General features: G+C 41.6%; 14 protein-coding genes. 9 read left to right on the plus strand and 5 right to left on the minus strand.

Annotation, left to right across the window (positions count from 1 at the left end):
* Positions 1–474 precede the first annotated feature (474 nt).
* Positions 475–1800 (plus strand): hypothetical protein, encoded by a 1326-nt coding sequence (locus SFRI_RS10070; protein WP_011637418.1) that lies wholly within the window; start codon positions 475–477, stop codon positions 1798–1800.
* Between the two features lie 186 nt (positions 1801–1986).
* Here the strand turns inward: SFRI_RS10070 and SFRI_RS10075 are convergent, their stop codons facing one another.
* The 5 genes from SFRI_RS10075 to SFRI_RS10095 form a co-directional block, all read right to left on the minus strand.
* Positions 1987–4056 (minus strand): M13 family metallopeptidase, encoded by a 2070-nt coding sequence (locus SFRI_RS10075; protein ID WP_011637419.1) that lies wholly within the window; start codon positions 4054–4056, stop codon positions 1987–1989.
* A gap of 483 nt (positions 4057–4539) precedes the next feature.
* Positions 4540–5139 carry a PqiC family protein gene (locus tag SFRI_RS10080; protein WP_011637420.1) on the minus strand — a complete coding sequence of 200 codons (600 nt, stop codon included), beginning with the start codon at positions 5137–5139 and terminating at the stop codon, positions 4540–4542.
* Positions 5140–5143: 4 nt separating this feature from the next.
* Complete coding sequence (locus SFRI_RS10085; RefSeq protein ID WP_011637421.1) at positions 5144–6127, minus strand: MlaD family protein; 984 nt, start codon at positions 6125–6127, stop codon at positions 5144–5146.
* On the minus strand, positions 6124–6888 hold the full coding sequence (locus SFRI_RS10090) for an ABC transporter ATP-binding protein (RefSeq protein ID WP_011637422.1): 765 nt from the start codon (positions 6886–6888) through the stop codon (positions 6124–6126). Before SFRI_RS10090 ends, SFRI_RS10085 begins: the two co-directional genes overlap by 4 nt.
* Before the next feature lie 2 nt (positions 6889–6890).
* Positions 6891–8003 carry an MlaE family ABC transporter permease gene (locus tag SFRI_RS10095; protein ID WP_011637423.1) on the minus strand — a complete coding sequence of 371 codons (1113 nt, stop codon included), beginning with the start codon at positions 8001–8003 and terminating at the stop codon, positions 6891–6893.
* A gap of 322 nt (positions 8004–8325) precedes the next feature.
* Here SFRI_RS10095 and SFRI_RS10100 point away from each other — a divergent pair, with 322 nt between their 5' ends.
* The 8 genes from SFRI_RS10100 (at position 8326) to SFRI_RS10135 (ending at position 14948) form a co-directional block, all read left to right on the plus strand.
* Positions 8326–8739 (plus strand): LexA family protein, encoded by a 414-nt coding sequence (locus tag SFRI_RS10100; RefSeq protein WP_011637424.1) that lies wholly within the window; start codon positions 8326–8328, stop codon positions 8737–8739.
* A gap of 6 nt (positions 8740–8745) precedes the next feature.
* Positions 8746–10002, plus strand: coding sequence for a Y-family DNA polymerase (locus SFRI_RS10105; RefSeq protein WP_011637425.1), 1257 nt, complete (start codon positions 8746–8748; stop codon positions 10000–10002).
* 206 nt (positions 10003–10208) lie between these two features.
* The gene (locus SFRI_RS10110; protein WP_244262868.1) at positions 10209–10520 is read left to right on the plus strand and encodes a hypothetical protein; all 312 of its coding nucleotides are present in this window, start codon (positions 10209–10211) and stop codon (positions 10518–10520) included.
* A 103-nt stretch (positions 10521–10623) separates the two neighbouring features.
* Positions 10624–11058, plus strand: a complete 435-nt coding sequence (locus SFRI_RS10115) for a DUF2057 family protein (RefSeq protein ID WP_011637427.1) — start codon at positions 10624–10626, stop codon at positions 11056–11058.
* Between the two features lie 169 nt (positions 11059–11227).
* A complete protein-coding gene (locus SFRI_RS10120) occupies positions 11228–11602 on the plus strand; it encodes a hypothetical protein (RefSeq protein WP_244262869.1) in 375 nt (124 codons plus the stop codon).
* 135 nt (positions 11603–11737) lie between these two features.
* Positions 11738–12253 (plus strand): DUF411 domain-containing protein, encoded by a 516-nt coding sequence (locus SFRI_RS10125; protein ID WP_011637429.1) that lies wholly within the window; start codon positions 11738–11740, stop codon positions 12251–12253.
* Positions 12250–14223 (plus strand): copper resistance system multicopper oxidase, encoded by a 1974-nt coding sequence (locus SFRI_RS10130; protein WP_011637430.1) that lies wholly within the window; start codon positions 12250–12252, stop codon positions 14221–14223. Before SFRI_RS10125 ends, SFRI_RS10130 begins: the two co-directional genes overlap by 4 nt.
* Before the next feature lie 11 nt (positions 14224–14234).
* A complete protein-coding gene (locus SFRI_RS10135) occupies positions 14235–14948 on the plus strand; it encodes a copper resistance protein B (RefSeq protein WP_011637431.1) in 714 nt (237 codons plus the stop codon).
* The last annotated feature ends 37 nt before the right edge of the window (positions 14949–14985 follow it).

Genomic DNA, 14985 nt, shown 5'->3' on the forward strand with positions numbered 1-14985 from the left:
ATGCTTGATGAAAAGAGCTCGATATTTTTAAATTAGTGCTGTTTTTTTTCGAGATAGCAGATATGAATATTTAAATTAGTTTAATTATTATGCATTTTCTGGATAGGTCATTGGCCCACAAATGGAGCTAATAAGTAAAGCTACTAAATGATTTCTGTCCAAAAATGAGTTGGTTTTAATTAAAAATAGATGACCTTAACTCTGATTTTAAAGCCTGTTTTGGTTGATTTTGAATGTAAGACAGTACGGCGTTCAAATTATTCAAATGATTTAGCCACTACAAGATGGTACATGACCATGGTTCAAAGAAAAGTTAAAATGCTATTATTGGGTACAATTTATCCTCAAGGATATTGGTGTGATGAACGACATTTTATAAATAAAGGCTTCTTGGATTGACGCGCTAACGCGTTCTGTTGTTTTAGGTTTTAGTTCAATATATACGTACAAATATTAATAATATTAGGAAGATAAATGCGTACATCAAAAATAATATATTTCACAATTTTTATACTCGTCATGTTTTCTTCTTGTATTGCAGTTTGGGTATATTATCTTAAAGAGGGCAAAGATTTACTGAGTTTTACAATATCGACAGTTGGTTTCTGCATTGCACTATTAGCTCTATTTATAGCTGTCAGGACGTATACATCAATCGATAGTGTGAACAATATAAGCAAAATGGAAGGTAACATTCTTGATAATGAGCACTATGTAACTTCTCTTCCTGAGTTAATCAATCAATTTAAGTCTAAAGACGAAAAAACACTAGACAAAGAACTATTTGATTCAGTTGAGTATAAGTTGAAAAAAGAATCCGGTACTGCCGTACTTTTTGCCGATACGTTACAGTATATGATTGATCTTATCGTTTTATTTCCTGCTGTTTTTAATGCTTCTGATACGGATAAAAAACTCTATAAAAAACGCATGGACAAGATATTAACAGAGGTAGATAGGCAACGAGACATACTGCATTCGGTAAGCAAGGGAAATTCAATTCAAATAACTGAAACAATAAAGTTATTTAAAGCTGTTGTTTCATATCAGAATTTTGTTGCTGATGGTAATTTTAATATCCATGCAGATCTTCTCCATGTTCGTGGTCCTATACTTCGAAATCCTGTCACAAAAACGATTTATCACAATTACCTTGGTTTATATTACAACAAAAAGGGCATGCACTTGCTTAGAGAGTCCCTGAATATGGGGGATATCGATATTCTCTCACTTAACGGCCTTAGCTTGGTACAGAAAGGTATTGGCTCTATATCTCCGTCAATTATAGAAGATGTGACCATGTATTTAAAATCTGCATGTGACCAGTTTGATAGAGCACTTAATATTTCTAGTGAAGATGTTATGTGGCCAGGATTTATTAATTATAACAAAGCACGTACATTGTATTTTTTGGCTTTGTTATCAAATACTGAAATAAAATGGCTTGAGGTTATGGATGAAGCGATTGAGTTTCGTAGTAGATTAAACCGCCTAATTGACGAAATTTTAACAATAGACAGATCCAAAACTGCCAAAATAGAGAATACACATTTAAGGCAATTTTTTCTCTATCAAGAAGAGTTGGCCCGTGTAGTCAAATTAAATTTAATATTTGCAGATAATTCCATGAAACAAAATACGGTACCAGCACTGTATAAAGGGGTTAATTTAACGGATGCATCTAAAGAAACTGCTTCGGACTTATTTATGAAAATACACAGTTTCTCTACGGTAAAAGCTTATCAAGAGAAAATTGTTAACCGACTTGAAAAGTGTTCAAACGATATTACCAGTAGCTGATTAATCAATCCGAATGTTTGTCTAGGTCTTCACTCGCCTCTGCTATTAACCATAAGCTTGCTGATATTATTTTAGGAATTGGCATAGATAGTGATACAAAAATGCCCGGCAGTTAACTGACGGGCATTTTTGTGTCGGATGCTTGTTGCTATCGCGGCACATTATTGCAGCTATTTACGCACTAAATTACCAAATACGTACGCGCTGATCTTCTGGCAAGTACAACTTATCACCTGGTTTAACATCAAAGGCTTTATACCAAGCATCGTGGTTACGCGGGGCGAGGGCACGGTAACGACCTGGTGCATGAGTGCCGGCACGTAACTGAGTTAACATACTTTGCTCGGTACGTTTTTCTTTCCACACTTGAGCCCAAGCTAAAAAGAAACGTTGATCGCCAGTAACGCCATCTATCACCGGGGCTTCTTTACCATTCAAGCTTAATTTGTAAGCATGGTATGCCATTGACAAACCGCCTACATCGCCAATGTTTTCACCGAGACTGTTGCGTCCGTTAACAAAGTTTTCAGGGATTGGTTCATATTGGTTGTATTGCGCAGCGAGTTTATCGGCTTTAGCATCAAAAGCGGCACGATCTTCATCTGTCCACCAGTTACGCTGAACGCCATTGGCGTCTGATTTAGAACCTTGATCATCAAAACCATGACCCATTTCGTGACCAATTACGGCACCGATACTGCCATAGTTAACCGCAGCATCTGCGTTTGGATCAAAAAACGGCGGTTGTAAAATTGCCGCAGGGAACACAATTTCATTAAACGAGCTGTTGTAATAGGCATTGACCGTTTGCGGTGTCATCCCCCAACGATTACGGTCCGTTTTTTCCAGTTCTTTTGTTACGCTATCGGCTTGGAAGTATTTGCGTAGATTCTTAATATCACCCACTAAATCATTTTTAGTGAGGGTTAAGCCATCAAATTGTTGCCATACATCGGGATAACCAATTTTTGGATTAAATGCTGCTAACTTAGCATGAGCATTCACCTTGGTTTCTGCGCCCATCCAATCTAAACCATCAATGCGTTGACCTAATGCTGTGCGCAGATTGTTAACTAACTCTGCCATCTTTTGCTTAGACGACTCAGGGAAATAACGCGACACATACACTTTACCAATAGCGAAACCTAGAGATTGAGTGCCTGACATCTCTTCAACTGCACGTTTCCAGCGTGGACGAGGTTGCTCTTGCCCAGTGAGTTCTTTGCCAAAAAAAGCAAAATTGGTATTGAAAATGTCTTCTGACAATAACCCTGCATTATTACTAATGGTGTGGAAGGTTAAATAGTCTTGCCACACAGTGAGTGGTTGTTGGTTAATTAAGTCAATCATTGCTTTAACGGGTTCTGGCTGCGAAATATTTAGTTTCGGCACTTGGTAACCGGTTTGTGCAAAATAGATATCCCAATCAAATCCAGGATATTGCTTAACCAATTCTTCACGTTTGAGTTGGTTTAAGGTTAAATCACGGTCACGACGCTTTTCTCTAGGCCATTGTGCCTGTGCAATTTTTGTTTCGAGTGCCAAAATAGTTTGGGCACGTTTTGCACCGTCGTTTATACCAGCAAAGGCGAGCATTTTAGCGATATGGTCGACATACGCTTTACGGATGTTAACGAAACGCTCGCTGTCTTCGAGGTAATACGAGCGATCGGGCAGACCTAAACCACCAGCACCAATAGTCATTTCATATTGATCTGGATCTAGGCGATTAAACCACATACCACCCCAAATAGGTGATGATGCACCAGTAAGCCATGCTTCACCGAATACTTTGGTTAAATCTTGTGTTGAGCTAATCGCAGCAATTTGATCTAAGGTGCCTTTAATTGGCGTGATACCCAACTTATTAATGGTGTCGGTATCCATATAGGCATGATAAAAATCAGCAATTAATTGTTCTTCGGCAGTTAAGTCGCTGCGGCTGGCAATATCGTCGATAATGGCTTTCACTTGATTCTCACTGCGCTCAGCTAAAGCATTAAATGCGCCATAACGAGTTTTGTCGGCAGGCATGACAAAGTTGTCGTACCAAGTGCCACTTGAATACATAAAAAAGTCATCACCAGGCTTAACGGCTTCATTACGTGCAGCTAAATCCACCCCAAAAGTACCTAACTCTGCTTTAGCGGGGGCTGGTGAGGTCACGGTTGCAAGTTTAGTGTTATTTGTATCAGATACGCCGCAACCACTTAATAGTGCTGTGGTTAATCCAATCGCAATTAAGGATTTATTCATTGTTATCGTGTTCCTTGGTCTATTTTTACAGAATTATTTGCCTAGCCATATTGAAAGACTGACAAAAAATGTCAATGTTCGAATTGTTAGCAAATTTAACCAATGCTGAGTTAAGCAATGAAATGAGCTGCAGAATATGCGCTGGTTTGATTTTATTTAGATGTATTGTTTATTTGAGAGGCACAGATAAGGGCAGTTGATTATCATCAGCATAATTAACCAAAACGTGGAATAAAAGTGAGTTTGGCTTTGTAATATTAACGCTGCCAGTGTTTAAGCAACCTAACCATTTTTGATTGTTACTTTTCTTGGGACTGGCATCTGTATTGATAGCGCTATTGTTTGAGTTTGTTTACTCAATACCCTGTAAATCAGCTTAATCGTTAGGTTTATGATTTACACCACCGCTCATAAAACAAAGCTTGCACAACATCGCTGGCGCGACAACTCTGACGCGAGAATGCTGACAGTTGGCTGGAGTGTTTAATCTGAATTTTGTGGTAATGATTTTTCAATTTCCTTAGCCAACTGAGTCAATAAGTTGCTGTACGCGCTGACCAACTCCGCAGCCGTCGAACCAGCGTTAGTGACCGCGATGAAATTTTGTTTTGCCAACGTTTGGTGTAATGAATTGTTTGTTAGCTCCCAGTTGGCATTGAGTCTGGCGTTATTGCCATCTCGGTTGAGGGAAGTAACCTTGATTTTAATGCTGTACTGGGGAGTGTTGTTTGCTCGCCAAGGAAATAACACCAGATTACGACGGCGATCTCCTTGGCTTAGATTGATACTCATGACTCGGCTGATACCTTGCTCAAGCGGTTCAGCCCAATAACTATTGGCAAATCGTTGCAGGCTACCATCGTCCAGTTGATACATCAGTTGCGTAAAATGTAGGTATTCGGCTACGTCAATTGGCCCGATACCAATGTCATGCTCTAATGCAATACTGCCAGATACCATTTGGCTGGGCATTGTAGTTAACACAAAGTATTGTTTTTCGGGAGAGCTTTGGCAGCCACTCACTAAACTCAATAGCAGTAAACCGATCCCCCAGTTAATGCTCCAAACTTCATATTTTTCCATGACATTATTCTCCTAAAGGTAGGGCTTTTTTGCCACGTATGATGGCCTCAGGTTGTTCATCTAAGGTTTCGCTCAAGCTTCGTAGCGATCGAGCTGTGCGGCGGATTTCTTCCAATGTATTGGTGAGTTCTATCAACAATGGCGAGTTTTGGTCGAGTGTGTTGCCTGCTTGGTTTGCAAGCTGATTAATGCTTAATAGTGTACTGCGTAATTCAGTTAAACTATGGTTTAGCGACTCAACGAACTTGGGTTCATCATGATTTAATTGCACCAGTAAATTATCGAGTTTTAGCAGCACTTCAAGCCCATTTTTACCTAATGCTGCTTGAGTGTTGTCTAAGTTAATCGCGGTGCTTTTAACTGCTTTGGCTGCATTATCAAAATTATCCAGTGCTTGCTGTATTTTTCCGCTGGCGGCAATGTCACTGAGCTGCTGAGCTAAATTATCGACATTGTTGACTAAACTTTTTAAGTTTAACGATTGCAAGTCTTTCGACAGTGATTCGAAATCAGTCGCGATGGTCGGCAATTCTAATAATTGATCTTTTTCTCCGTGAAATACCGGTGACGTGTTGGGAAAGAAATCCAGCTCAACATATAGCAGTCCGGTGAGTAAACTCAGATAATTCAGCTGGGCGCGTAAGCCGTTATCGATGGCGTGAGAAAAAAACTCTTCACCTACTTGGATCCCTTTTATATTGATACGTTTCAACAATAAGTCGGCATGAACCGCAGCCGTGACACCCTGGCTACTGTCGTTGGGGAAATCGATACTGATATCGCTTATTTCACCTATTATGACCCCTTTTAATTTTACCGGTGCGCCTACCTGTAACCCTTGCACAGAACTGTTAAAAAACATCACTACAGGGGCTTTCTCTGCAAATATACGCCCACCGGAAAAGAACAGTAATGCAATAAACACTAAGATAATTGCGCCAAATATAAAGGCACCAATCGCGAGCGGAAGTCGTTGGCTTTTACTCATGAGATCTCCGATTTTTCGGTACGATTGAGAAATTGACGAACCCTAGGCTGGCTACTGTGTATTTTTAATTCTCGTGGGTCACCACAATCGAGCATAGTATTGGTCTCATTATCCAGAAATACACAGCGAGTGCCGATTGACAATATACTGGGCAGCTCGTGGGACACAATGATCACGGTAGAGTCTAACGCCTGGCATATTTGCACGATCAATTGATCTAAACGCATCGAGCTAATAGGGTCTAAACCTGCAGAGGGTTCATCAAAAAATAACAATTGAGGGTCTAATGCCAGCGCCCGTGCTAATCCTGCGCGTTTGTGCATACCGCCGCTTAACTCGGCAGGATAAAATTTCTCGAAGCCCGCTAAGCCGACAAGTGCCAGTTTATAGGCGACGGCTTCGGCAATTTGTCGCTCCGAAAGGTCGGTATAGAGCTGCATGGGTAACGCCACATTCTCGCCAAGCGACATGCTCGAAAACAATGCGCCAGTTTGGAAGGTAATTCCCCAATCTTTGAGCATTGCTACCTGCGTGGGTTCATCTGCCTCATAAAAGTTTTTGCCTTGATAGAGTACTTCACCCTTTAGTGGTGTGAGTAATCCCACCATCGATTTCAGCAAGGTTGTTTTGCCACAACCACTGCCGCCAATGACAAAAAAGATATCATTCTTGTTAATGTCGAAGTTGAGTTTTTTTTGCACCTCGGTACTGCCGTAGCCGACTGATAGATTACGTACACTGATAAAGGCATCATCAACCATGGCTAGATCCCTAATTTATCGTACAAGATATTAAGCGCCGCATCGGCGACAACCAAAAACACGATGGCCTTAACCACAGCGTGGGTTGTCGCTAAGCCAACGGCATTAGAGTCACGTCCGCAAAGCAGTCCCGCCTGGCAACCCGCAATCGCAATTAAAAACCCAAAAATTAAACTCTTGATTAAACCGGTAGAAATATCTACCCAATCAATCGCAACCTGGGTTTGCAAAATATACTGGGTATAACTTACGCCCATCCCGTTAGCAACTAACGCACCGCCAAGCATGCCTATTACATCTGAATAAATACACATTAGTGGCATAATGAAAATTAATGCTAATAATCGCGGTAAAACCAGAAACTCCATGGTAGGAATGCCCATTACTCGCAGCGCATCAATTTCTTCATTAACCTGCATGGTGCCTAACTGCGCCGCATAAGCAGCTCCGGTTCGGCCGGCCATAATAACGCCTGTCATTAGAGCGCCCATTTCACGCACCATTCCGATAGCCACTAAATTAGCCACATATACCTGGGCGCCTAATTGACGCAGCTGTACCGAACCTAAATAAGCCAAAATCATTCCCACGAGCAGGCTAATTAAGGTGACAATCGCAAGTCCTTTAGGCCCCGCCTGTTCGATAAAAAAAATAATATCACTTCTACGAGTCCTCGCTTTACCTCCCAACCAACGGCCTAATACCAAGGTACAGTCGCCAACGAATACTAATCCATCGTGCACCTGTAAGCCTTGCTTAATAAGACTTCGGCGTAAGGTCGGCCACAATCCGCCAATAGCGCCATCATTAGTGGGTTGATAAACAGGAACATCGGTAGCCAGTTGCAGTAATTGCTGCAATCCTTGAGGTGTTTGTTGAGTGTCTAGTGATATTTTTTGCTGTTCACACCAGCGAGATAATTGTAATAAGGCAATGGCGAGGCTTGAATCCCAGTGGGATAATTCTGTGGTGATTAAGGTGATAGATTGGCAATTGGATGGCAGCTCAGCACAAATATCTGCGCCTAGCGGTGCTTGGCCTAATTGCCAATCACCAGCAAGGTTCAGTAAGCAGTTATCATCGTGCATGTCGATATGGAATGTTGCGAGTGTCATGCTAGACCCCCGAGCCAATATGAAATAAGTATATTCGTTTGTTTTATAAACAGGTTAGCTTGGTTTTTGCTCCTGTTAACAGTGTAGACCAAGCTTACTGATTATATTTTGACCTTGGACATATTATTTCATCAATAATGAAGCTATCACTTTGATGTATTGACGCTTTGCTACATTGAAGAAGCGTTAGCTATAGAACATAACTGCCGCTTGTCGCGATTTAAAGCAAATAAACTTGCGCTGACAAAATTTAACGCTAATATATACTGTTTATTTATACAGTGTGTTTTTATACAGTATATATTATATTAGAGGTTGTCATATGCGCGTTATTCCCATTGCAGCCAGTGCCGGTATTACCGGTTTCGAATCACCTGCCGCTGAGTATCTTCAGTTAGGCCTCAGCCTTGATGAGATATTAATCCAGCATCCAAGTTCCACTTTTATCGGCTTAGCCCAAGGTGAGTCGATGCAAGGCGTGGGAATATATGATGGTGACTTATTGATTGTCGACCGCCATGAAACGGCTAGAAATGGCGACGTGATAGTGGCTAATTTTAATGGTGAATTTGTGTGTAAAATTCTCGACATGCATCGGCGAATGCTGATGTCGTCTAATGAGCAACATTTACCTGTGACCATCTGCGACTATGATGACTTTAGTATTGAAGGTGTGGTGATTCGCTCGATTCGTTGTCATCGTCAAAGCCCACTGCTTATCAGCAAAAAAGGTTAGGTAACAATGTTTGCCTTAGTCGATGCCAATGCTTTTTATTGCAGTGCAGAACAGGTTTTTCGCCCTGACTGGCGCGGCAGACCTATTATTGTGCTGAGCAATAACGATGGCTGTATTGTTGCTGCTAATCGGCAAGCAAAAGAGGCGGGTATTGAGAAGTTTTTGCCTTACTTTCAAGCTAAAGCATTATGCGTTCAGCGCAATGTCATTGTGTGCTCATCTAATTATGAATTGTATGCCGATTTATCGGCAAAGATGATGGCAATAATAGGTCGTTTTGCGCCAGAACAACATGTGTACTCCATCGATGAAAGCTTTCTGTCTTTTAAACATTGTTATCCTGCTATCAAATGCCTGTATACCCAGGGTCAGTTAATTCGTCGCGCAGTTTGGAAAGAAGCCCGCCTGGCGGTTTGTGTGGGCATGGGGCAAACGTTAACCTTAGCTAAAATAGCCAATCACGCCGCTAAAAAAATCCCGGGATACCAAGGAGTGTGCGTTATCGACACTGCGCAACTACGTAATGACATTTTACGCCAACTTGCCGTAAAAGAGGTGTGGGGGATTGGCAGGCGCATCAGTAAAAAGCTTGAATTGATGAATATTCGCAGCGCATACGATCTCGCCTCTATGCCACCCAGTTTGGCCAGAAAACAATTTAGTATTGAAATTGAACGCACGGTACGCGAACTTAACGGCGAAGTGTGTAAACAATGGGATGAGGCTAGGGCAGATAAAAAACAAATTTTCTCCACCCGCAGTGTGGGCGAACGTATTTGTGATTTTGAATCGCTATTACAGGCATTGAGTAAACATGTTGGCATCGCAGCAAGTAAAGCTCGTCAACAAGGCTCACATTGTAAAACCATGTTGTTATTTGCCAGTAATTCGCCCCATGACGAACGGCCTGTGAGTTATAAAGTTATCGTCCATTTTCCATGTCCAACCAATTGCACCATTGAACTCACCAAAGCCATGACCGACGCCGCCCCGAGATTATTTAGCAATGGTGTTCGTTATTACAAAATTGGTGTAGGCCTAGTTGATTTAACCAGCGAGAAACATTTTCAATTTGATTTATTTAATACCGCGAAGGTTAATTATGCCTTAATGGACACGCTTGACGGCATCAACCAACGATACGGCCGCGATACAGTGTTTTTGGCTGCACAAGGGATACAACAAAAATGGGCCATGCGCCGTGATTTACTCACACCTCAATATTCAACCCAATGGAAATGCTTACCTAGCATTAAATGCTAAGATTTTTTATTACTAAGGTTTATTACTTAGGTTTATTGTAACAGTGGTATTACTCTGCCATAGCACATGTAAGGTAAAGGGCATTCAACTATGGCTAAATCTTAAAATGTGATTCAGCTCTGATTATCGCTCTAGTTAAATTGTTAATGTTAAATCGTACTCATCATATGGCCGACATAATGCGAAATACGCTGTTAAACATAGCAATGATAATTTCACTACTTGGACAATTACTTGTTCCAAGTTTTGCTATGTCTAATGAAATGGCTATGTCAGATATGCAGTCGAGTAGCATGCAGCAATCAACGATGATGCAAGGTGACTGCGACACTAACGGTGACTGTTGTTTAAACGATATGAGTCAATGCATTAGCCATTGTCATGCTGTCGCGAATGCATTTTTGATATCAGCAACAAATCTCACCGATGCTCCACTAACAAGTGCTAAAGTGAGTTCGTCTTTATGGGCATCAACTCCCACCATTCTAGTAAGCCAAAATCCACCTCCGATAGCTTAATTCTTTATTTTTATTAGTTACCCACATTAATTTATAAAGATTTTTGTTGCTTCAACTATAAGCATCAAAAACTATAAGTATCAAAAAGTTAACGGAGTTTATTATGAAAAAATTCATTGCGATCACACTATTATCTTTAGCTAGCTCAGTATCTATGGCTGCCACAATTTCATTACCTGACTATTTAATTTTTACCGCGATCGATGGTAAATCGGTATCAAATAGTGCCCAAATGGAGGTGTCTCCTGGTCAACATCTAATAGAATTACAGTTTTATGATGTGTTTTCATCAGGAGCAGACGATACGAATTTTATTAAATCCGATGCGTTATATTGGAGCCTACATCTAACCAAAGATGAAGATATTCAAGTGCGTAGCAAAGAGATTTTCTCTTCAACTAATGCAAAGAAATTTATTGCATCACCGATGATAACCTTAGACCGTGACAGCGTAAAAGGTGAAAACGTGAAATTAGTTAATCACGAAGAGTTAATGGCTATTATCATGAAACAACACAGTAAAATGATGCAACAATAGTCAAAATCGATAGGGCGCTTGTATAGCGCCCTATCGTTATAAAAACCTGCTTGACCTATGTGCTGCACGTAGGTTTATAGTCAATACTAAGCAAAACAATTTTACATAACCCTTGTTTAAGATAATACATTTCACTATTCTGTTTGCTGTTATTTTTGGAGAGTATATTTTGCGTAAAGCCCACTTAATCATGATGTTTGTCTTACTGACGTTTGTCGGTCAGGCTTTTGCGTCTGTGATTATGTCAGCTAATATGCCAATGAGCTCAATGACAAAGTCAACATTATCGACAGATAATAACAATGATTGTCATGACATGAATATGCTAAAGAATGCCATGAATAATATGACTGACAATGAGAGTGACAATTGTTGTGCTCAAACCTGCCATTGTCCTGTCGGCTCATGTTTATCAGTCGCTTTAACGATGGCAATGCCAACGCTTAAATCAGAAGTCAGCTTAGTTAATTCTGCAACAATGTTTACCTCAGCACTAATGCCTCAGTATTTTTCATCTTTATACCGTCCTCCAATATTTGCCTAACATAGGCACAGTTACGCCTTTTTTTGCTAACTGTCCTAGCCAATCATGTAGTTTCAACTTTTTAACTTTTCGGTTAATAAATTGACATTAAACCGCGTTGTTTAATGTGACGAAATTTGATTTGGAGGCAATATTATGTCTGCTCTATATCGCAATTCTATTCGTTTTTTTCGTGTCATAGGTACTATTTTTATTCTGCAAATTATGGGAGGGATGTTACCTGCCCATGCAGCAGAGCCCGGCACTACGGCGCCATTACTCACTGTTTATAAAGATGCCAATTGTGGCTGTTGTGAGAAATGGCTAACGCATATTCGTGAGCGTGGATTTAGTGTTAATGCCCACAATATTAACAACCTTTATGAGTTTAAACAGTCAAAGGGTATTCCTGCTTCAATGCAATCTTGCCATACCGCAGTGTCATCTCAAGGTTATGTGTTTGAAGGGCATATCCCTGCAAAATTCATTAGTCGTTTTTTAGCCACCCCCCCTAAAGATGCTATCGGCCTAACCGTACCCGCTATGCCTGTGGGCAGCCCTGGTATGGAGTACCAAGATAAATTTATGCCATACCAAGTATTACTGTTGAAAAATGATGGCAGTAGCCAGGTTTACGCCCAAGTGAACTCGCTTGAGGAGTCTGTGCAATGAAATCGCAATACATGATAAAACCCATGATTCAAACGACAAACAGTGAACTCAACAACAGCCGACGCCGTTTTGTGTTTGGTGCATCCGCCATGTTGGCATTGATGTCGATCCCTTTCCCTAAAAATGCCTTTGCCAATGCGTTAAGCCAATCGTTGAGCCAGCTTTCTGGCAAAGTGTTCGACTTATCAATTGACTATAAAATGGTTAATTTTACCGGGAAATCTGCTCGAGCTACTGTGGTAAACCAATTACTGCCCGCGCCGTTATTACGTTGGAAAGAAGGTGAAACAGTCACCTTAAGAGTAAAAAATAATCTCGACCATGATAGTTCTATTCACTGGCACGGTATTATTTTACCCACCGAAATGGACGGTGTGCCTGGCTTTAGCTTTGATGGCATTAAACCCGGTGAAACATTTGAGTATCAATTTACCGTCCAGCAAAGTGGCACATATTGGTATCACAGTCATTCAGGCTATCAAGAACAAACCGGTTTATTCGGCGCTATTGTGATTGATCCAGCGACCCCCGATCCGGTCATATATGACCGTGACTATGTGATCATGCTGTCTGATTGGTCTGACGAAGCCCCTGAAAACATTTATGCCAAATTAAAGAAGCAAGCCGACTACTATAATTACCGTGAGCGTACGGTAATGGATTTTTTCTCTGACGTGAATAAAAATGGCTTAACCAATACGTGGAACGCTCGTTCGATGTGGAATAACGCACGCATGAGTGACAGCGACATTTCTGATGTGACCGGCTCAACTTACACTTATTTAATGAATGGCAATCCACCGCAACAGGGCTGGCAAGGGTTGTTTAAACAAGATGAGAAGGTGCGCTTACGCTTTATAAATAGTTCTGCGATGACCATATTTGATGTGCGTATACCGGGTCTCAAAATGACTGTTGTTGCCAGTGATGGTCAGAACATTCAACCGGTTTCTGTGGATGAATTTCGAATAGGTGTTGCTGAAACCTATGATGTGGTTATTGAGCCAGAGGTTGATAATGCCTATTGCATTTTTGCTCAGAGTATCGACCGCACCGGCTTTACGGTAGGTAACCTTACCTCAGATGCCAGTTTACATGCTCCTATTCCCCCAATGGATCCAAGGCCCGTCCTTGGCCACAGTGATATGGGCATGGATATGAGTGGCGGTGATTTGCCAGGCATGGATCATAGCAAGATGGCTATGGGCGGCGGTGATATGTCAGGCATGGACCACAGCAAGATGGCTATGGGTGGCGGTGATATGTCAGGCATGGATCACAGCAAGATGGCTATGGGCGGCGGTGATATGTCAGGCATGGACCACAGCAAGATGGCTATGGTCGGCGGTGATATGTCAGGCATGGATCACAGCAAAATGAACATGGACGCTGCTAAAGCGACAGTCTCAGGACTAGGGCTTGCAGGCTTTGGCAGTAACTATGAAATTAAACACATTGATACCGAGTTCGGCCCACAAGTGGATATGCGTGCCGATGCCCCAAAAAGTGGTTTACACGATCCAGGGATTGGATTGCGTGACCATCAACAACAATTTAACCGCAAAGTATTAACTTATGGCGATATTAAAGGCTTACATCCTACCTACGACACGCGCCAACCTAGCCGCGAAATTCAACTGCATTTAACCGGCAATATGAACCGATATATGTGGTCTGTGAATGGGGTGAAATTTATGGACGCCGCGCCATTAGAGTTTGTATACGGAGAAAGACTGCGGATCACCTTAGTGAACGACACGATGATGACTCACCCTATGCATTTGCATGGTATGTGGAGTGAGTTAGAGACAGGCGACCCTGATTTTATTCCCCGTAAGCACACGGTATTAGTTCAGCCGGGTTCTAAGATCAGTTACTTAGTCACCGCCGATGCAAAAGGGCAATGGGCATATCATTGCCACTTGTTATTCCACATGCCAGGCATGTTCAGAAAAGTCGTGGTGAAATAAGGGGAATACAGATGAATAAAACGAATTTAATGGCCTTGGGACTGTTGAGTCTGAGCGCCACATTGACTAGCTCAGCTGTGTTTGCCGGCGGTAATGATGATCCTCTATTAACAAAAGTCATGCTGGATCAATTTGAAAAAGGCGTCGATCCGCAAGATCCCACCCAGTTTAGTGCACAAGCCTGGTTAGGTTACGATTTGAATAAGTTGTGGCTTAAAACCGAAGGTGAATATTCAAATAGTGATAAGCAAGACCTTGAAATTCAGGCTCTTTACAGTAAGCCCATCGCACCATACTGGGATGTACAATTCGGTATTAAAACCGATATCAAACCGACGCCGAACCGTAATTGGGCTGTGATTGGGGTTCAAGGGTTAGCGCCATATTTCTTTGATATTGATGCGGCCTTATTCATCGGTGAACAAGGCCGTACGGCTATGCGTTTGAGTGCGGAATATGAACTGTTAATCACTCAAAAATTGATACTCACACCTGAAGTAGAAGTTAATTTATTTGGTAAAGACGATGCTGAACTTGGAATAGGCTCAGGCTTATCTGACGTCAGTGCAGGGCTGCGATTGAGATACGAGATTGTTCGAGAGTTCGCACCCTATATCGGTGTTGATTGGCGTCAGAAGCTCGGTAATACCGCCGATTACGCCCGAAGTGAAGGGGAAGATACACAAGAAACCCAGTTTGTTATTGGTTTTAGCGCGTGGTTCTAAGACCTCGTTCGTACACTGAGTTATAAGCTTGGCGCCA

The sequence above is a fragment of the Shewanella frigidimarina NCIMB 400 genome (assembly GCF_000014705.1).
Taxonomy (GTDB): domain Bacteria; phylum Pseudomonadota; class Gammaproteobacteria; order Enterobacterales; family Shewanellaceae; genus Shewanella; species Shewanella frigidimarina.